We start from the raw sequence: 17641 nt of genomic DNA, 5'->3' as shown, positions 1-17641 counted from the left end.
GGTTTAAGCCTGTTCCAACGAGGTTTCAACACGGGTGGCGGTGGCTGGAACTTTCCCGGCCGCTACCAGACGCTTGTGCTGCTCGGCTTCGATGCGCTCGATCACGTCGACCGGCACCATATAGCCCTGATCATCACGCGCAGCGTGGATCACGAAGTACACCACGGTGCCGACCAGACCGAAGGCGGCCAGCCACCAGATGTGCCAGATCATCGCGAAACCGAACACTGTCAACAGTGCGCCCATGACCACACCGGTCGCGGTGTTGTTTGGCATGTGGATCGGTTCGTAACGGCTTGGCGCCTGGTACGCGGTACCGTTTTCCTTGGCTTCGGTGAACGGATCGATCACATCGGCTTTTGGCAGTACGGCGAAGTTGTAGAACGGTGGTGGCGAGGAGGTCGACCATTCCAGGGTATGGGCATTCCACGGGTCACCGTGTTCGCACATGTTTTCTGGCTTGTTGCGATCACGCACGCTGACGTACAGCTGGATCAACTGGCAGGCGATGCCGACAGCGATCATCACGGCGCCGAACATGGCGACGTACAGGTACGGTACCCATTCCGGGTTGGTGGTGGCGTTCAGGCGACGGGTCATGCCCATGAAGCCCAGGACGTAGAGCGGCATGAATGCGACGAAGAAGCCGGTGATCCAGAACCAGAATGCAGCCTTGCCCCAGCCTTCGTGCAGCTTGAAGCCGAACGCTTTCGGGAAGTAGAACGCGAAACCTGCGATGTAACCGAATACCGCACCGCCGATGATCACGTTGTGGAAGTGCGCGATCACGAACAGGCTGTTGTGCAGGACGAAGTCCGCACCCGGGATGGCCAGCAGTACGCCGGTCATGCCGCCGATGGCGAAGGTCACCATGAAGCCCAGGGTCCACAGCACTTGGCTGGTGAAACGCAGGCGGCCCTGGTAGATGGTGAACAGCCAGTTGAATAGCTTCACACCCGTGGGGATCGAAATCAGCATCGTCGCCAGGCCGAAGAAGGCGTTGACGCTGGCACCCGAACCCATGGTGAAGAAGTGGTGCAGCCAGACCATGAAGCCCAGGATCGAGATCGCGCCCGAGGCGTAGATCATCGAGTGGTGGCCGAACAGTTTCTTGCCAGTGAAGGTCGAGATGACTTCGGAGAAGATCCCGAACGCCGGCAGAATCAGGATGTAAACCTCGGGGTGACCCCAGGCCCAGAACAGGTTGACGTACATCATCGGATTGCCACCAAGTTCATTGGTGAAAATGTGGAAATCCATGTAACGGTCAAGCGTCAGCAGTGCCAGGGTAGCGGTCAGGATCGGGAACGAAGCGACGATCAGGACGTTGGCCCAGGTGCAGGTCCAGGTGAAGATCGGCATGTCCATCAGCTTCATGCCCGGGGTACGCATTTTCAGCACGGTGGCCAGGAAGTTGACCCCCGTCAGCGTCGTACCTAACCCGGATAGCTGTAGCGCCCAGATGTAGTAATCCATCCCCACGCCCGGACTGTATTGCAGGCCCGACAGCGGCGGATAGGCAACCCAACCGGTCTTGGCGAATTCGCCAACGCCCAGGGACAGGTTGATCAGCACCACGCCGGAAACCAGCAGCCAGAAGCTCAGGGAGTTCAGGAACGGGAAGGCAACGTCACGCGCGCCGATCTGCAGCGGCACTGCAAGGTTCATCAGGCCGGTGAAGAATGGCATCGCCATGAAGATGATCATGATCACACCGTGAGCGGTGAAGATCTGGTCATAGTGTTCAGGAGGCAGGTAGCCCGGCGAACCCTCGGTGGCCATGGCCAACTGGGTACGCATCATGATGGCGTCGGCAAAACCGCGCAGCAGCATGACCATGGCGACGATGATGTACATCACGCCGATTTTCTTGTGGTCGACCGAGGTCAACCACTCGGTCCACAGGTAGGTCCACTTCTTGAAGTAGGTGATTGCAGCGAACAGCGCCAGACCGCCGAGCGCGATCATGGCGATGGTAACCATCACGATCGGTTCGTGGAACGGGACCGCTTCCCAACTTAATTTACCAAACATCGTTTACTCCTCTGCCCCGGCAGCTGAATGCGATTCCATGTCCGTAGCGGCCACTTCTTTCTCTTTCTTCTCGTGCTTGACCTTCGGACCCGGTTTCATGCCCTCGTACTTATCGACGATGATCTGGAACAGGTTCGGCGTAACCGAGGAGTAGAGCTCGACTGGGTTGTTCTGGCTCTGCTTGGAAAGGGCTGCGTATTCAGCTTGTTCAAGCTGTTTAGGTGCCTTTTTGACTTCGCTTACCCAGGCGTCGAACTCTTCCTGGGTGGTGGCGATTGCCTTGAATTTCATACCGGTGAAACCAGCGCCGCTGTAGTTGGCGGAGATACCGTCCATTTCAGCGTTCTGGTTGGCGATCAGGTGCAGCTTGGTCTGCATGCCCGCCATCGCGTAGATCTGGCCGCCCAGGCCCGGGATGAAGAACGAGTTCATCACGGCGTCCGAGGTCACCTTGAAGTTGATCGGCGTGTGCGCCGGGAACACGATCTTGTTGACCGTGGCAATGCCTTGTTCCGGGTAGATGAACAGCCACTTCCAGTCCAGCGCGACCACTTCGATGGTCACCGGCTTCACGTCGGATTCCAGCGGACGGTACGGGTCCAGGGCGTGGGTCGATTTGTAGGTGACGTAACCCAGGGCAATGATGATCAGTACCGGGACAGCCCACACTGCGATTTCGATCTTGGTGGAGTGGTTCCACTTGGGCGTGTAGGTGGCGCTGGTGTTGGACGCACGGTACTTCCAGGCGAACAGGAAGGTCATGACGATGACCGGAACCACGACCAGGAGCATCAGCAGCGTTGCGGTGATGATCAGGTTTCGCTCATCCAGGCCGACCTGGCCCTTGGGATCGAGCAAGGTCATGTTGCAGCCTCCCAGCAACAGCGTGCCGAGCAGCGGCAATAAGCCTAGTAGTCTGGGGTACCTGTTTTTACTCATCTCACGACCTCTAAAGCAGCTTGCGCAATGCAGTTGGGTTTTGATCGCCAACACTTCACCCTGCCAAGGGTTGGCATTTTTCTTGGATTGAATAAGGGCTTGCCCGTCACGCGCTAAACGTTGATTGACACATCCTGGGCCAGCGGTGAGTTCTTATTCGAATTCGTGGTCAAAGGCCTTGTTACAGACCAATTCCATTTGGTGCGGATAGTTGGAAAGGCACCGACACCTGGGGTCGCACGAAGCTATCGAACCGCTCCTCGACCACCCTTCTCTGCTCAGGGGTGAGCAGTGCCGGAATTTCAGTGCGGGCGATTGTAGATATGTAACGTTTTATAAACCATGTCTCATCTCGAAATAATTTTTATCGGATACGGCAACAATCATTAACGAATCCTGTAACGATTGCCGATTTTATCGCGATTCATTCTCAACAAGAACCCCAAAAAATGTAGGTCTACTGTGCGCAGTTCAGACAGCTTCTGGGGCCGAGCTCAGCCCGCCATGTTCGCCAAACCCCCATTTTCACAAGGCCTGTGGCCATTCGCCGAAGCCTGTTAAAACTGCCTGGCGCGGCATGGTTGCTGGCTTTTGGCGAAGCCCGGTGCCGGGCAAACCTTTGTATCTTTTCATGCCAAAATGCTGCGCTTGAAATGCGTTGCGACACTTAAGCTGTGACAACATGTCGCACACTTGCCGCACCCTCGATTGTCCTGCATCACGGACTTTTTACCGCGCCACTGAAACGTCAAACGCCCCGGCCTCTTTCGAGGACCAGGGCGTTTTTTGAGCAATGACGGTGGCTGAGGGTAACGGCCTCAGTTCATCTGTTTGCGGTTGCGCGAGACCAGCAGCGGCACCAGGATCACGGTCAGGACAAAGGCCACCAGGGCCCATTGCGCCAGCGACAGGCCGAGGATCGGCGGATAAGGCGTGGAGCAGAAACCGTCGACCTGGAAGCCCAGCGGGAAGATCTTGGCCAGTGGCAGGCCATCGACAATCGGCTGCAGCACATCGATGCCGCAGCTCACCGATGGATAGAACTGGGTGTAGACGTGATGGGCAGCGGTGCCCGCCCCCGCCAGGGCAAAGATCACCACCAGGGTCTCGAACACCGTGACGCTGCGACGGGTGCGCATGGCCGCCCCGGCGAAGGCACTGAGGGCAATCAGCAGCAGCGCGTAGCGTTGCAGGATGCACAGTGGGCACGGGGCTTCACCCAGCACGATCTGCATGTACAGCGCGCCCCCGATCAGCGCCAGGCAGATAATGCCCAACAACACCAGAAAACGCCGCTCACGGCCCAGGCGCATCGAATCCTCGTTCATTCCCGTTTCCTTCGTCATAAATGCAGGCTATGGCCGCCAGTTTACACGCCGGGCGTGCGCATGCAGCACGCGGCGTGGTGTCGGACCTTTCGCGGGGAATTAACCGTGGGGGGTATTAACAGCGGATTAAGCCGTGGAGTCTGTGTTGACGCGCATGACGCCATCGCGAGCAGGCTCGCACAGTGAATCTGTGGGACCAGGCCAGGCGGCGCTCCGCTTGCCCGGGATGGCGGTGGGTCAGGGGGCATAAATGTTGGCTATGCCGGCCTCATCGCGGGCAAGCCCGCTCCCACAAAGATACTCCAACGCAGGAAAGCAGGCCGGCCGGTAGGCCGCCTCGCCTGCCCTTGCCACTCAGGCCGACCGGCAGGTCGCCGTGCTTTTGCTCTTGATCCACCCGCCCCATCGGCAGGCTGAGCGAAGGTGTCCATCAGGGGGGAGGCGCGGAGCGCCGTGCGGCGAAGCCGCATACATCGAGAGGAGGTGCAGCGAAGCAAACCGGAGGCGATGCCCCCGGATGGATACCGTAGCGAAGGGACCCCGAGCCTTAGCGAGGGGCCGAACGCCTGGGGCAAAGACCTTTGGTTACTTTGGGCTGGGCCGGCACTCCGGCGTTTGCCAAAGTGACCCGCCGTCAGGGCGGAACCATTAGCCGCCACAACCGCAGCAATGGATATACCCCAAATCCAAGATCAAAAGATCACAACCTTCAGCAGCTCCCACCGTTGACCTTGCCTAGACTAAAGACTGGTGGAAGCGAGCCTGCCCGCGATGGGGGGCGACTCGGTCTGACCAAGTCGCCCCCTTGCCGTCATTCCAACGCCGCAGCCGGCCCAAAGAACTCGTAGCGGCTCTGGCTTTCAGGCACTCCCAACGCCTTGAGGTGACGCTTGATCACCGCCATGAAGCCCTTGGGCCCCAGGAAGTAGGCGTCCAGGTCCCGCTGCTCGGGCAGCCAGTGACCCAATTGCTCCTGGCTCAGCAGCCCGACCTGGTCGGCTGCCGGGCTGACCCCGTCATCTTCGGCGTAGCAGTAGAAGCGCTTGAGCTGGGGATGACGCTCGGCCAGGCCGTCGATCCAGTCGCGGAAGGCATGCACCGCGCCGTTGCGCGCGCAGTGGATAAAGTGCACCGGGCGCTCGGTGGCCAGGGCCGCTTCGAGCATGGCCAGGGTCGGGGTGATGCCCACCCCGCCGCTGATCAGCACCAGCGGCTTGTCGCTGGCCGTCAGGGTGAAGTCGCCAGCAGGCGGGAACAGCTCGATGTGGGCACCGACCTGGAACTGGTCGTGCAGGTAGTTCGACGCACGGCCACCGGCTTCGCGCTTGACGCTGATGCGGTACTGGCCGTCAGTGCCCAGGGACGACAGCGAGTAGTTGCGACGAATCTCTTCACCGTCCAGCAGCAGCTTCATGCCGATGTACTGGCCAGGTTCTGCGGCAAGGATCGGGCCTTTGTCCGCTGGCTCGAAGTAGAACGAAGTGATTTCCGCGCTCTCCTCGACCCGCTGGGTCAAGACGAACGCCCGCGCCCCGCGCCAGCCACCGACGGCTTCGGCTTTCTGGTCGTAGATCGCGGCTTCGGCACCGATCAGGATCTCGGCCAGTTGGCCGTAGGCCGCGCCCCAGGCACTCATCACTTCGGGCGTGGCGATCTCTTCACCGAGCACTTCGCTGATGGCGCGCAGCAGGCAGCTGCCGACAATCGGATAGTGCTCAGGAAGAATCTGCAGGGCCACATGCTTGTTGATGATTTTCGCCACCAGGTCGCCCAACTGGTCGAGCTGGTCGATGTGCCGGGCGTACATCAGCACACCATTGGCCAGGGCCCGGGGCTGGTCGCCGCTGGCCTGGTGCGCCTGGTTGAACAGCGGGCGCACTTGCGGGTATTCGCTGAGCATCATGCGGTAGAAGTGGGTGATCAGGGCTTCACCACCGCTTTCCAGCAGCGGCACGGTGGATTTGACGATGGCACGGTCTTGGGCACTAAGCATAAGGGGATGAACTCCTGAACGACTGCTTTTAATGAATTGCCCTTTGGTTATCAGTTTCCATGCCAACAATTAAACCCTTATAAATCAATCATTTAATTAATATGTAGTCATAACGACCCTGGGGGTTTTATAGTCACCTCGACTACATGGAGTCAATATGACTGCAAAATCCCTGTTGACCACCCTGCTGCCCCTGGTCTCTGACCTGTCCCGCGAACTGCCCGAAGGCGAGCGCTACCGGCGCCTGCTGGAAGCCATGCGTGCCCTGCTGCCTTGCGATGCCGCCGCCCTGCTGCGCCTGGATGGCGAATGGCTGGTGCCGCTGGCGGTGGACGGCTTGAGCACTGACACCCTGGGTCGGCGCTTCAAGGTCAGCGAGCATCCGCGCTTCGCGGCGCTGCTCAACAGCCCTGGCCCGACGCGCTTTGCCGCCGACAGCGAGCTGCCGGACCCCTATGACGGCCTGGTCGACGGCCTCGACGAGCACTTGGAAGTCCACGACTGCATGGGCTGCCCGCTGTTTATCGATGAGCAGCCCTGGGGCCTGTTGACCCTGGATGCGCTGGACCCGGAACGCTTCGAACCCATCGAGCTGGATGCCCTACAGGCCTTCGCCAGCCTGGCGGCCGCCACGGTCAACGCCGCCGAGCGCATCGAGCGGCTGGCCAATCGGGTTGAAGACGAGCACCAGCGGGCCGAGGTCTATCGTCAGGCCAGCGGCCAGCAAGACCGCGAAATGATCGGCCAGAGCAAGACACACAAGCGCCTGGTGGAGGAGATCAAGCTGGTGGGCGGCAGCGACCTGACGGTGCTGATCACCGGGGAAACCGGGGTCGGCAAGGAGTTGGTGGCCCAGGCGATTCATGCCGCCTCAGCGCGGGCCAACAAGCCGATCATCAGCCTCAACTGCGCCGCCCTGCCCGACACCCTGGTGGAGAGCGAGCTGTTCGGCCATGTGCGCGGGGCCTTCACCGGCGCCACCAGTGACCGACGCGGCAAATTTGAACTGGCCAATGGCGGCACCCTGTTTCTCGACGAAGTCGGCGAGTTGTCCCTGACGGTGCAGGCCAAGTTGCTGCGGGTGCTGCAGAGCGGGCAACTGCAACGCCTGGGGTCGGACAAGGAGCATCAGGTCGATGTGCGCCTGATCGCCGCCACCAACCGCGACCTCGCCGAAGAAGTGCGCAGCGGCCGCTACCGCGCCGACTTTTACCACCGCCTGAGCGTGTATCCGTTGCGGGTGCCGGCCCTGCGTGATCGCGGGCGGGATGTGCTGTTGCTCAGTGGCTATTTCCTCGAACAGAACCGCTCGCGCATGGGCCTCAACAGCCTGCGCCTGTCCAGCGATGCCCAGGCCTCGCTGCTGGCTTACAGCTGGCCGGGCAATGTGCGCGAACTGGAACACTTGATCGGCCGCAGTGCCTTGAAGGCGCTGGGCAGCGCCCGCGAGCGGCCGAAGATCCTCAGCCTCAGCGCCGCCGACCTGGACTTGCCCCACGACGCCCTTGAGGCCAGCGCAGTCCCGGCGCCCGCCATACCTGCGCCAGCACCGGAGGTGAGCGGCGACCTGCGCCAGGCCACCGAGCAGTACCAGCGTCAACTGATCAGCGCCTGCCTGGAGCGCCACCAGCACAACTGGGCCAGCGCCGCCCGCGAGCTGGGCCTGGACCGGGCGAACCTGGGACGAATGGCCAAGCGGCTGGGCATGAAATGATCGCAGCCCCTGTAGACGCTGCCTCGCGGTGCTCGGCAGCTACAAAGGTGGTACCGGCCCTAAAGCCTGCCCCCGACAAGTCGATAACCCGTTATCAATAGTTGTCGGCGCTTGCGCGATCCTCCGTCACCTTTTCCACAGAAGGTTTTTATGTCCTCCACCAAAGCCCGCGCAGATTCACTTTCGCTTCTGCTGTTTACCTTGCGCAGTGGCAAGCTGATGGCGATCAACCTGCTGAAAGTCAGTGAAATCATCCCCTGCCCGCCGCTGACCCGGTTACCGGAGTCGCACCCCCACGTCAAAGGCATCGCGACCCTGCGCGGCAACTCGTTGTCGGTCATCGACCTGAGCCGCGCCATCGGCGAGCGCCCCCTGGCGGACCCCGACGGTGGCTGCCTGATCGTCACCGACGTCAGCCGCTCGAAACAGGGCCTGCACGTGCAGGCGGTGAGCAAGATCGTGCACTGCCTGACCTCCGATATTCGCCCGCCACCGTATGGCTCGGGCGGCGGACGTTCGTACATCACCGGCGTGACCTCGGTTGACGGCACGCTGGTGCAGGTGTTGGACATCGAGAAAGTCATCCACGGCATTGCCCCGGAGCCGGTGCAAATGGCACCCACCGAGTTGAGCATGGAAGATGCCGAGTTGCTGGGCAACGCGCGCATCCTGGTGGTCGACGACAGCCAGGTGGCGCTGCAACAGTCGGTAAACACCCTGCGTCACCTCGGTTTGTTATGCCACACCGCCCGCAGTGCCAAGGAAGCCATCGACTGCCTGCTGGAACTGCAAGGCACCGCGCAGCAGATCAACCTGATTGTTTCGGACATCGAGATGTCGGAAATGGACGGCTACGCCTTTACCCGGACCCTGCGCGAAACCCCGGACTTCGCCCACCTCTACGTGCTGCTGCACACCTCCCTGGACAGCGCGATGAACAGCGAAAAAGCCCGACTGTCCGGGGCCAACGCAGTGCTGACCAAGTTCTCCTCGCCGGAGCTGACCCAATGCCTGATCGACGCCGCCAAAGCGGTGGCGCAGCAGGGGCATTGAGCCGTGGTCCAGGCTTACTGCCTGTTGCTGCGCCGCGAACTGGCCGGCGCGCTGCCGCCCAGCGCCTGGCCGGCGGGCATCAGCCTGGCCACCTACCAGCCGACGATGGCTGAGGCGGTGCATCAGTTGCTGGAGGCGGGATATCGAGCGGGCGGCGGTCAGGTCTCGGCCCTGGCTGTCTGGCGCGAACGGTTTGAGCGCGACCCCGAATACGACCCGCAACTGTGCATCATCGCCTCCGACGCCCAGGGCCTCGTCGGCGTGATCCAGTGCTGGACCAGCGCCTACATCAAGCACCTGGTGGTGCATCCCCGCGCCCAGGGGCAAGGCTTGGGACGGGCGTTGCTGCTGCATGCCTTCAGCGTGTTCCAGCAACGTCGCGAAGGGTTTGTCGACTTGAAGGTGCTGGAAGACAACCTTCGCGCACGGCAGTTGTACGCCAGTTGCGGCATGCGCCAGGTCCGCCGGGAACCCGTCCCCGACTGAGGGCATGCCTGCCCCCACAACGGCATCAGGCATACTTGCTCTCCGACCCATCAGGAGCCCTGCCATGCGATCCCCTGCCCTGCTTTTCATCGCCCTGACCAGCCTCGCCCTCCACGCCCAGGCCTCAAGCCCCGACGCCTGGGCCGCCTACGACAAGGCCGTACTCGCCAGTTGCACCCAGGCCAGCCAGTTGAGCCACGCCAAGCCGGTGGGCAAGGCCGCGCAGTTCGATGATCGCGTCGGCTACAGCGCCTTGCTGCTTGAGGGCCAGTACCCACAGAAACACATGAAGGGACAGCGCGGCACCGAGCTGTGCCTCTACCACAAGCAGAGCAAGACCGCCCACGTCACCGAATGGGATTCAGTGCGCCCGGCCACCCCGGGCCAATGACTGGCGCACAACTTGCTTCGCCGCAGGCCCCGGCGCTGTTTTTTTGTCATCGCTGACGCTTTCGGACTGTGACCCCTCCCATGAACACATCGTTTTCCTGCGTAGGCTGCGGCAAATGCTGCAATGACCACCATGTGCCCCTGACCCTCGCCGAAGCCCGCATGTGGGCAGCCGATGGCGGCGCGGTGATCGTGCTGGTCGAGGGATTCCTGGACAACGGCCTGGGCCTGCCGGCCGCGCAGCGCGAACACGCCCAGCGCCGGTCCGTGGTGGTGCCCTGCGGTGGCACCCACGCCTACGTGACCATTACCTTCGCCGCCTTCAACGTGGGCCGCTGCCGGAATCTTGACGAAGACAACCTGTGCCGGATCTATGAGCGTCGGCCGCTGGTGTGCCGGATCTACCCGATGGAAATCAATCCGCACATTCCCCTGACACCGAGCGCCAAGGACTGCCCGCCCGAGTCATGGCAGCAGGGGGTGGAGTTGATTGTCGGCGGCCAATTGGTCGACCGCTCGCTGGCGAGCCTGATCGAGCAGTCACGCCAGGCCGATCGGGATGATATTCAAGCCAAGGAAGGGATCTGCGCACAGCTGGGGATTTGCACCACGGCCCTCAAGGGCGACGGCTTTACCGCCTATCTGCCTGACATGGCCGCGTTTGCCGCCGCCATGGACCGGGTCCAGGCCGAACCGCTGTCGGGTTCGGTCGGGCAGTGGCAGTTTCATCTGTCGGGAACAGCACTCGCCGACCAGGTGCTGGCCGCCGGTGCGCAGGTGACGACCGAGCACCCCCTGACGTACGCCTTTATCGCGTTGCAGGCGGCCTAGGCCGATATGGCAGCGGCCTGATGACCGCTGCGCAAGGCAAGGATCAGCCGATCAGCGTTTGCCCATCGAGCGACGGGTACCTGGCGGCGCGGCGCCCGGCACCTTGGTGTGGCCATTCTTGGCGCCGTTCTTGTACCACGGCTGGTTGCCGGCCTTGGCCGCAGCCAGTTCACCTGGCTTGAACGGGAACTTGAAGGCCGGGATGGCGGCGTTGCTGTCGCTGTCGGCGCTGGAGTCGACGCTGTCTGGCAGGTCAGCCTGGTCGTCAGCCGCAGGCGCTTGTGTCGGGGAAGTCATGAATGCTCCGGGTGTAGCGTTGAGTCGCGCCCGGATGATGGGTCGCGAAAAGCCGGCAGTATAACGGGAAGCGCCGCGGCAAGCTGCAAGCTTCAAGCGGCAAGCTGTCCGCCCTGTCAGTTAGCCGTCACCCTGCTGACCGTATCGCGGGGTTATAACGGAGGCATACTGGCTACCTACCCGACCCACCGGCCCCGGCGACTGACCTGATGCCCAGCAAAAAAACCACGCTCCTGCTTGTCGGTACCCTCGTCGTGCTTGTCGCCGCTGGGGCCTGGGCTCTGCTGCGGCCGACGGCGAGCAAACTCGCCGCGCCGACAGCGGTGCCGGTGCGTGTGGTCAGCGTCGCGCAACGCGATGTACCGCGTTATGTCAGCGGCATCGGCTCGGTGTTATCGCTGCACAGCGTAATCATTCGCCCGCAGATCGACGGCATCCTCACCCGACTGTTGGTCAAGGAAGGCCAACGGGTAAAAGCCGGCGACCTGCTGGCCACCCTCGACGATCGCTCGATCCGCGCCAGCCTCGATCAGGCCCGCGCGCAGCAGGGCGAAAGCCAGGCCCAGTTGCAGGTGGCGCTGGTCAATCTGCAGCGCTACAAGCTGTTGAGCGCCGATGACGGGGTGTCGAAGCAGACCTACGACCAGCAGCAGGCCCTGGTCAATCAGTTGAAAGCCACGCTGCTGGGCAACCAGGCAGCCATCGATGCGGCGCAGGTGCAGCTCTCCTACACCCAGATACGTTCACCAGTGACCGGGCGGGTCGGGATTCGTACCGTGGACGAAGGCAACTTCCTGCGCATGAGCGATGCCCAAGGGCTGTTCTCGGTGACCCAGATCGACCCGATCGCCGTCGAGTTCTCCCTGCCACAGCAGATGCTGCCGACCCTGCAAGGCCTGATCGGCGCGACGCCCGCCGCCGCGGTCGACGCCTACCTGGGGGCCGACACCGACGGCCAGACCGGCGACTTGCTCGGGGAAGGTCACCTGACGCTGATCGATAACCAGATCAACGCCAACACCGGCACCATTCGCGCCAAGGCCGAATTCAACAACCCCGGGCAAAAGCTCTGGCCCGGGCAACTGGTGACGATCAAGATCCAGACCGCGCTGGACAAGGCGGCCCTGGTGGTACCGCCGACCGTGGTCCAGCGCGGCCTGGACCAGCACTTTGTGTACCGGGTCACGGACGGCAAGGTCGAATCGGTGCCGGTGCAGGTGGTCTATCAGAACAGCGACCTGAACATCATCAAGGGGGTGCAGGCCAATGACGTCCTGGTCAGCGATGGCCAGTCGCGCCTCAAGCCGGGGAGCCGCGTGCAGATCCTCGACGAACCGCCGGAACTGACTCAGGCCACCGTTTCGGAGCAGCAGCCATGAAGGCCCGTGGCGGGATCAGCGCCTGGTGTATCGATCACCCGGTGGCCACGGTCCTGTTGACCTTCGCCCTGGTGCTGCTGGGCCTGATCGCCTTCCCGCGACTGCCGATTGCGCCCCTGCCGGAAGCCGAGTTCCCGACCATCCAGGTCAATGCCCTGCTGCCCGGTGCCAGCCCGGACACCATGGCCTCGTCGGTGGCCACCCCCCTGGAGGTGCAATTCAGCGCCATCCCCGGCATGACCCAGATGACCTCCAGCAGTGCCCTGGGCTCGACCAACCTGACCCTGCAATTCACCCTCGACAAGAGCATCGACACCGCCGCCCAGGAAGTCCAGGCGGCGATCAACACCGCTGCGGGCAAACTGCCCAAGGACATGCCGACCCTGCCAACCTGGCGCAAGGTCAACCCGGCCGACAGCCCGGTGCTGATCCTCAGCGTCAGTTCGACACAAATGCCCGGCACCGAACTCAGCGACTACGCCGAAACCCTGCTCGCTCGCCAACTGAGCCAGGTCGACGGGGTCGGCCAGGTCAACATCACCGGCCAGCAGCGCCCGGCCATCCGCGTCCAGGCCTCGGCCGACAAGCTCGCCGCCATTGGCCTGACCTTGGCCGACATCCGCCTGGCCATCCAGCAGACCAGCCTCAATTTGGCCAAGGGCGCGCTGTATGGCGAGTCGAGCATTTCCACCCTGGCGACCAACGACCAACTGTTCCACCCCGAGGAATACGGCGAACTGATCGTTTCCTACAAAGACGGCGCGCCGGTGCACCTGCGGGATGTCGCCCGGGTGGTCAACGGCGCGGAGGATGCCTATGTGCAGGCCTGGTCCGGCACGCAACCGGGGGTCAACCTGGTGATTTTCCGCCAGCCGGGGGCCAACATCGTCGAGACCGTCGACCGCATCCAGGCGGCGCTGCCCAGCCTGCAGGCGATGCTGCCGGCGTCGGTCGAGGTCAAGGTGCTGATCGACCGTACCCAGACCATCCGCGCCTCGCTGCATGAGGTGGAATTGACGCTGTTGATCGCGGTGTTGCTGGTGGTGGCCGTGATGGCGCTGTTCCTGCGTCAGTTGTCGGCGACGTTGATCGTCTCCAGCGTGCTGGCGGTGTCGTTGATCGCCAGTTTTGCCCTGATGTACGTGATGGGCTTCAGCCTCAACAACCTGACCCTGGTGGCGATCGTGATTTCGGTCGGCTTCGTGGTCGACGATGCGATTGTGGTGGTGGAGAACATTCACCGCCATCTGGAGGCCGGCGACGACCAGCGCGTGGCGGCGATCAAGGGCGCCGGCGAGATTGGCTTCACCGTGGTCTCGATCAGCTTCTCGCTGGTGGCCGCGTTTATTCCATTGCTGTTCATGGGCGGGGTTGTCGGGCGCCTGTTCAAGGAGTTTGCCTTGACCGCGACCTCGACCATCCTGATTTCGGTGGTGGTGTCCCTGACCCTGGCCCCCACCCTGGCCGCCCTGTTCATGCGCGCGCCGGTGCATCGCGCCCATGCCAGGCCGGGCTTCGGCGAACGCCTGCTGGCCCTGTATGAGCGCGGCCTGCGCCGCGCCCTTGCGCACCAGAAAGCCATGCTGGGGGTGTTCGTCCTGACCCTGGCCATGGCTGTGGTGGGCTACGTGTTTATCCCCAAGGGGTTCTTCCCGGTGCAGGACACCGGGTTTGTCCTGGGCACCACCGAAGCCGCCGCCGATATTTCCTATGGCGACATGGTGAAAAAGCACCTGGCGATGGCGCAGATTGTCGCGGCCGATCCCGCCGTGCAGACGTTTTCCCACTCGGTCGGGGTTTCGGGCAGCAACCAGACCATCGCCAACGGTCGTTTCTGGATTGCCCTCAAGCCACGGGGTGAGCGCGATGTCTCCGCCAGCCAGTTCATCGATCGGATTCGCCCGAAATTGATGGCGGTTCCCGGTATCGTCCTGTACTTGCGGGCCGGACAAGACATCAACCTCAGCTCCGGCCCCAGCCGGGCCCAGTACCAGTACGTGCTCAAGAGCAACGACGGCCCGACCCTCAACCAGTGGACCCAGCGCCTGACGGAAAAACTGCGCGGCATCCCGGCCTTCCGCGACATTTCCAACGACCTGCAACTGGGCGGCAGCATCACCCACATCACCATCGACCGGGCAGCCGCCGCGCGTTTCGGGCTGACCGCCAGCGATGTCGACGAAGCACTGTACGATGCCTTCGGCCAACGCCAGGTCAACGAGTTCCAGACCCAGATCAACCAGTACAACGTGATCCTCGAACTGGACACCCGGCAACGGGGCAAGGCCGAAAGCCTGGCGTATTTCTACCTGCGCTCGCCCCTGAGCGGCGAGATGGTGCCGCTGTCGGCGCTGGCCCGCTTCGACGCACCGACCATCGGCCCGCTGTCCATCGCCCACGATGGCATGTTCCCCGCCGCCAACCTGTCGTTCAACCTGGCGCCGGGTGTGGCCCTGGGCGATGCGGTGATCCTGCTCAACCAGGCGAAAGCTGAAATCGGTATGCCGAGCTCGGTCAACGGCAACTTCCAGGGCGCGGCCCAGGCATTCCAAAGCTCGCTGGCCAGCCAGCCATGGTTGATCCTGGCGGCGCTGGTGGCGGTGTACATCATTCTCGGGGTGCTCTATGAGAGTTTCGTGCACCCACTGACGATTATCTCGACCCTGCCCTCGGCCGGCCTCGGTGCCTTGATCATGTTGTGGCTGCTGGGCCAGGACTTCTCGATCATGGCGCTGATCGGCCTGGTGCTGTTGATCGGCATCGTCAAGAAAAACGGCATCCTGATGATCGACTTCGCCCTCGACGCCCAGCGCAATAGCGGGCTGACGCCCGAGGACGCGATCTATCAGGCCTGTATCACGCGCTTCCGGCCGATCATCATGACCACCCTCGCCGCCCTGCTGGGTGCCCTGCCGCTGATGCTGGGCCACGGCCCCGGCGCCGAGTTGCGCCAGCCACTGGGGATTGCCGTGGTCGGCGGCTTGCTGGTCAGCCAGGCGCTGACGCTGTTTACCACGCCGGTCATATACTTGTGGCTTGAACGGCTCTTTCATCGGCCTACACCAGCACCTGCGCTGGCGACCACACACTGAGGCGGGTCATGCGTGTCCTGATCGTTGAAGACGAAGAAAAAACCGCGGACTACCTGTATCGCGGCCTGACGGAGCAAGGCTATACCGTGGACGTCGCCCCCGACGGCATCGAAGGCCTGCACCTGGCGCTGGAAAGCGACTACGCGGTGATTGTCCTCGATGTGATGCTGCCGGGGCTGGACGGCTACGGCGTGCTGCGGGCCCTGCGGGCACGCAAGCAGACGCCGGTGATCATGCTGACCGCCCGCGAACGGGTCGAAGACCGGATCCGCGGCCTGCGCGAGGGGGCCGACGATTACCTGGGCAAGCCCTTCTCGTTCCTCGAACTGGTGGCCAGGCTGCAGGCCCTGACTCGTCGCAGTGGCGGCCACGAACCGGTACAGGTGAGCGTGGCCGACCTGTGGATAGATTTGCTCAGCCGCAAGGCCACGCGCGCCGGCACCCGCCTGGACCTGACCGCCAAGGAGTTCTCCCTGCTCAGTGTGCTGGCCCGGCGCCAGGGGGAAATCCTGTCCAAGACGGCGATTGCGGAAATGGTCTGGGACATCAATTTCGACAGTGATGCCAACGTGGTCGAGGTGGCGATCAAGCGCCTGCGGGCGAAGATCGACGGGCCATTCGAGGAAAAACTGCTGCACACCATCCGCGGCATGGGGTATGTGCTGGAGAGCCGGCGTGCCCCGTAATTCCATTGCCCTGCGCCTGAGCGCCATGTTTACCCTGGTGGCGGCGCTGGTATTCCTGCTGATCGGCTGGGCCTTGTATCAACAGGTCGACAAGGGCCTGGGCCTGTTGCCGGAAGCGGAACTGGATGCGCGCTACAGCGTGCTCGAATCCACGGTGGGCCGTTACGGCACGCCGGAGCATTGGGTCAAGATCAACAACAAGCTCAAGCTGCTCGGCGAAGAAGACAAGCGCATCAGCTTCTGGATCATCAGTGGCGACCGCCGCTACGAGTACGGCGACATCTCCCCACAGGTCCGCGCCTTCGCCGAGGGCCCGCTGGGCATGCGCGACCTGCAGTTACCGCAGCAGCCCTACCCGCTGAAGGTGCTGGTCAGCCAGTTCCCGGCCAAGGATCAGCGCCCGCCGCTGCGCTTCATGATCGGCATCGACACCCAGGCCGTCCAGGCCACCCAGCACCATCTGCTGATCGCCCTGATCAGCCTGGCAATCGTCGGCGTGCTGCTGGCATCGGCGCTGGGTTACTGGGTCGCGCGAATCGGCCTCAAGCCACTGATCAAGCTGTCCCAGGAAGCACAACGCCTGGCCCCGCCACTGCTGTCGGCACGCTTGCAGCTGTCGCCCTTGCCGCCGGAGCTCGATCAGTTTGTCAGCTCGTTCAACTCGACCCTGGAACGGGTCGAGCAGGCCTACACCCGCCTGGAGTCGTTCAACGCCGACGTCGCTCACGAGCTGCGTTCACCGCTGACCAACCTGATCGGCCAGACCCAGGTGGCCCTGACGCGCGGGCGCTCGGCGGAACACTACTTCGAAGTGCTGCAATCGAACCTGGAGGAGCTCGAACGGTTGCGCTCGATCATCAACGACATGTTGTTCCTGGCCAGCGCCGACCAGGGCAGTAAAGCCACCAAACTCACCAGCACCTCGCTGGCCGATGAAGTGGCGACCACCCTGGATTACCTGGACTTCATCCTCGAAGATGCCCAGGTCCAGGTCCGGGTCAGTGGTGACGCCCAGGTGCAGATTGAAATCGCCCACCTGCGCCGGGCCTTGATCAACCTGCTGAACAATGCGGTGCAACACACCGCGCCCGGACAGTTGATCGAGGTGCGGATCGACACCGAACACCATCAGGTCCGCCTTGGCGTGGCCAACCCCGGCGAGCCGATTGCCAGCGAACACCTGCCGCGCCTGTTCGAGCGTTTCTACCGTGTCGACGCCTCACGCAGCAACAGCGGCGCCAACCACGGCCTGGGGCTGGCCATCGTCAAGGCAATTGCGCTGATGCACGGCGGCGATGTGTTTGTGCGCAGTGACGATGGGGTCAATACCTTCGGTCTCTACCTGCCCCTCTAACGACATCCGCGGGGCGGGCGCCGCGCCAACTATTGCTGTTCACGCAACAGTCCTTTCTGCAATCC

Annotated in this window: 14 protein-coding genes; 9 read left to right on the top strand and 5 right to left on the bottom strand. The window is 62.8% G+C overall.

All coding sequences use genetic code 11. The features are described from left to right. Positions 1-3 precede the first annotated feature (3 nt). The 4 genes from cyoB to hmpA form a co-directional block, all read right to left on the bottom strand. Positions 4-2034 carry a cytochrome o ubiquinol oxidase subunit I gene (gene cyoB / locus Q1W70_RS15165; RefSeq protein ID WP_166593143.1) on the bottom strand — a complete coding sequence of 677 codons (2031 nt, stop codon included), beginning with the start codon at positions 2032-2034 and terminating at the stop codon, positions 4-6. A gap of 3 nt (positions 2035-2037) precedes the next feature. Next, on the bottom strand, positions 2038-2973 hold the full coding sequence (gene cyoA, locus Q1W70_RS15160) for a ubiquinol oxidase subunit II (RefSeq protein WP_095168916.1): 936 nt from the start codon (positions 2971-2973) through the stop codon (positions 2038-2040). Between the two features lie 818 nt (positions 2974-3791). Continuing rightward, the gene (locus Q1W70_RS15155) at positions 3792-4301 is read right to left on the bottom strand and encodes a disulfide bond formation protein B (RefSeq protein ID WP_166593144.1); all 510 of its coding nucleotides are present in this window, start codon (positions 4299-4301) and stop codon (positions 3792-3794) included. Between the two features lie 811 nt (positions 4302-5112). Beyond that, positions 5113-6294, bottom strand: coding sequence for an NO-inducible flavohemoprotein (gene hmpA / locus Q1W70_RS15150; protein ID WP_182342224.1), 1182 nt, complete (start codon positions 6292-6294; stop codon positions 5113-5115). Between the two features lie 157 nt (positions 6295-6451). Between hmpA and norR the strand changes: the two genes are divergently transcribed. The 5 genes from norR to Q1W70_RS15125 all read left to right on the top strand — a co-directional run bounded on the left by norR (position 6452) and on the right by Q1W70_RS15125 (position 10768). Beyond that, positions 6452-8008, top strand: a complete 1557-nt coding sequence (norR, locus tag Q1W70_RS15145) for a nitric oxide reductase transcriptional regulator NorR (RefSeq protein ID WP_302097502.1) — start codon at positions 6452-6454, stop codon at positions 8006-8008. A 150-nt stretch (positions 8009-8158) separates the two neighbouring features. Continuing rightward, the gene (locus tag Q1W70_RS15140; RefSeq protein ID WP_166589694.1) at positions 8159-9061 is read left to right on the top strand and encodes a chemotaxis protein CheV; all 903 of its coding nucleotides are present in this window, start codon (positions 8159-8161) and stop codon (positions 9059-9061) included. Positions 9062-9064: 3 nt separating this feature from the next. Continuing rightward, positions 9065-9547 carry a GNAT family N-acetyltransferase gene (locus tag Q1W70_RS15135; protein WP_166589695.1) on the top strand — a complete coding sequence of 161 codons (483 nt, stop codon included), beginning with the start codon at positions 9065-9067 and terminating at the stop codon, positions 9545-9547. A gap of 64 nt (positions 9548-9611) precedes the next feature. Continuing rightward, complete coding sequence (locus Q1W70_RS15130; RefSeq protein WP_166589696.1) at positions 9612-9938, top strand: hypothetical protein; 327 nt, start codon at positions 9612-9614, stop codon at positions 9936-9938. Between the two features lie 80 nt (positions 9939-10018). After that, entirely contained in the window at positions 10019-10768 is a 750-nt protein-coding gene (locus Q1W70_RS15125) for a YkgJ family cysteine cluster protein (RefSeq protein WP_302097501.1), read from the top strand. Between the two features lie 51 nt (positions 10769-10819). On the opposite strand, the gene Q1W70_RS15120 is transcribed toward Q1W70_RS15125, so the two are convergent. Continuing rightward, positions 10820-11065, bottom strand: a complete 246-nt coding sequence (locus Q1W70_RS15120) for a hypothetical protein (protein WP_159997873.1) — start codon at positions 11063-11065, stop codon at positions 10820-10822. 209 nt (positions 11066-11274) lie between these two features. Here Q1W70_RS15120 and Q1W70_RS15115 point away from each other — a divergent pair, with 209 nt between their 5' ends. Genes Q1W70_RS15115 through Q1W70_RS15100 form a run of 4 tightly spaced genes read left to right on the top strand, consistent with a single transcriptional unit; the run spans position 11275 to position 17576 of the window. Further along, on the top strand, positions 11275-12444 hold the full coding sequence (locus Q1W70_RS15115) for an efflux RND transporter periplasmic adaptor subunit (RefSeq protein WP_302097500.1): 1170 nt from the start codon (positions 11275-11277) through the stop codon (positions 12442-12444). Continuing rightward, a complete protein-coding gene (locus Q1W70_RS15110) occupies positions 12441-15536 on the top strand; it encodes a multidrug efflux RND transporter permease subunit (RefSeq protein WP_185818374.1) in 3096 nt (1031 codons plus the stop codon). The genes Q1W70_RS15115 and Q1W70_RS15110 overlap by 4 nt, the downstream gene beginning before the upstream one ends. 8 nt (positions 15537-15544) lie before the next feature. After that, positions 15545-16222: a heavy metal response regulator transcription factor gene (locus Q1W70_RS15105; protein WP_159997879.1), complete on the top strand. Its 678-nt coding sequence runs from the start codon at positions 15545-15547 to the stop codon at positions 16220-16222. Next, positions 16212-17576, top strand: a complete 1365-nt coding sequence (locus Q1W70_RS15100) for a heavy metal sensor histidine kinase (protein ID WP_166589700.1) — start codon at positions 16212-16214, stop codon at positions 17574-17576. The genes Q1W70_RS15105 and Q1W70_RS15100 overlap by 11 nt, the downstream gene beginning before the upstream one ends. Positions 17577-17641 lie beyond the last annotated feature (65 nt).

The organism is Pseudomonas kielensis, assembly GCF_030505375.1.
Lineage (GTDB): Bacteria > Pseudomonadota > Gammaproteobacteria > Pseudomonadales > Pseudomonadaceae > Aquipseudomonas > Aquipseudomonas kielensis.
Note: the sequence above shows the minus strand (reverse complement) of the source record. Positions and strands in the feature narration are given on the sequence as shown.

Excerpts from the sequence above, each read along its gene's own strand:
- cyoA (WP_095168916.1), bottom strand. The coding sequence starts at position 2,973 with ATGAGTAAAAACAGGTACCCCAGACTACTAGGCTTATTGCCGCTGCTC.
- Q1W70_RS15110 (WP_185818374.1), top strand. The coding sequence starts at position 12,441 with ATGAAGGCCCGTGGCGGGATCAGCGCCTGGTGTATCGATCACCCGGTG.
- norR (WP_302097502.1), top strand. The coding sequence starts at position 6,452 with ATGACTGCAAAATCCCTGTTGACCACCCTGCTGCCCCTGGTCTCTGAC.
- Q1W70_RS15130 (WP_166589696.1), top strand. The coding sequence starts at position 9,612 with ATGCGATCCCCTGCCCTGCTTTTCATCGCCCTGACCAGCCTCGCCCTC.
- Q1W70_RS15155 (WP_166593144.1), bottom strand. The coding sequence starts at position 4,301 with ATGAACGAGGATTCGATGCGCCTGGGCCGTGAGCGGCGTTTTCTGGTG.
- hmpA (WP_182342224.1), bottom strand. The coding sequence starts at position 6,294 with ATGCTTAGTGCCCAAGACCGTGCCATCGTCAAATCCACCGTGCCGCTG.
- Q1W70_RS15125 (WP_302097501.1), top strand. The coding sequence starts at position 10,019 with ATGAACACATCGTTTTCCTGCGTAGGCTGCGGCAAATGCTGCAATGAC.
- Q1W70_RS15140 (WP_166589694.1), top strand. The coding sequence starts at position 8,159 with ATGTCCTCCACCAAAGCCCGCGCAGATTCACTTTCGCTTCTGCTGTTT.
- Q1W70_RS15105 (WP_159997879.1), top strand. The coding sequence starts at position 15,545 with ATGCGTGTCCTGATCGTTGAAGACGAAGAAAAAACCGCGGACTACCTG.
- cyoB (WP_166593143.1), bottom strand. The coding sequence starts at position 2,034 with ATGTTTGGTAAATTAAGTTGGGAAGCGGTCCCGTTCCACGAACCGATC.
- Q1W70_RS15115 (WP_302097500.1), top strand. The coding sequence starts at position 11,275 with ATGCCCAGCAAAAAAACCACGCTCCTGCTTGTCGGTACCCTCGTCGTG.
- Q1W70_RS15120 (WP_159997873.1), bottom strand. The coding sequence starts at position 11,065 with ATGACTTCCCCGACACAAGCGCCTGCGGCTGACGACCAGGCTGACCTG.